The following is a 228-nucleotide window of genomic DNA, read 5'->3' on the forward strand; positions in this document are numbered from 1 at the left end:
CGCGCCCTCACCGCCGCCACCCCCGAGGAGCTCACGGAGAGGACGGACCACGCCCTCGAACCGGGCGGCGCGGACGACGAGGCGGACGGCTCCCACCGGTACCGCCCCTCGACGCACGAGGACGCCGCCCTCGCCTCCGCGGCCGCCGCGGGCACCCGGCACGGGGACGGGGCCTGGTGGGCGCGGCGCAGGCCACGGACACCCCGGTCCGGACCGTCCCGTCGCCGT

1 pseudogene is annotated in these 228 nt (G+C 80.7%); it reads left to right on the forward strand.

From position 1 onward, the window contains the following. Positions 1 to 228: pseudogene (locus KVS67_RS13920) on the forward strand (hypothetical protein); the annotation flags it as partial.

Origin of the sequence: Micrococcus sp. GbtcB5, from assembly GCF_019091605.1 — a bacterium.
Lineage (GTDB): Bacteria > Actinomycetota > Actinomycetes > Actinomycetales > Micrococcaceae > Micrococcus > Micrococcus luteus.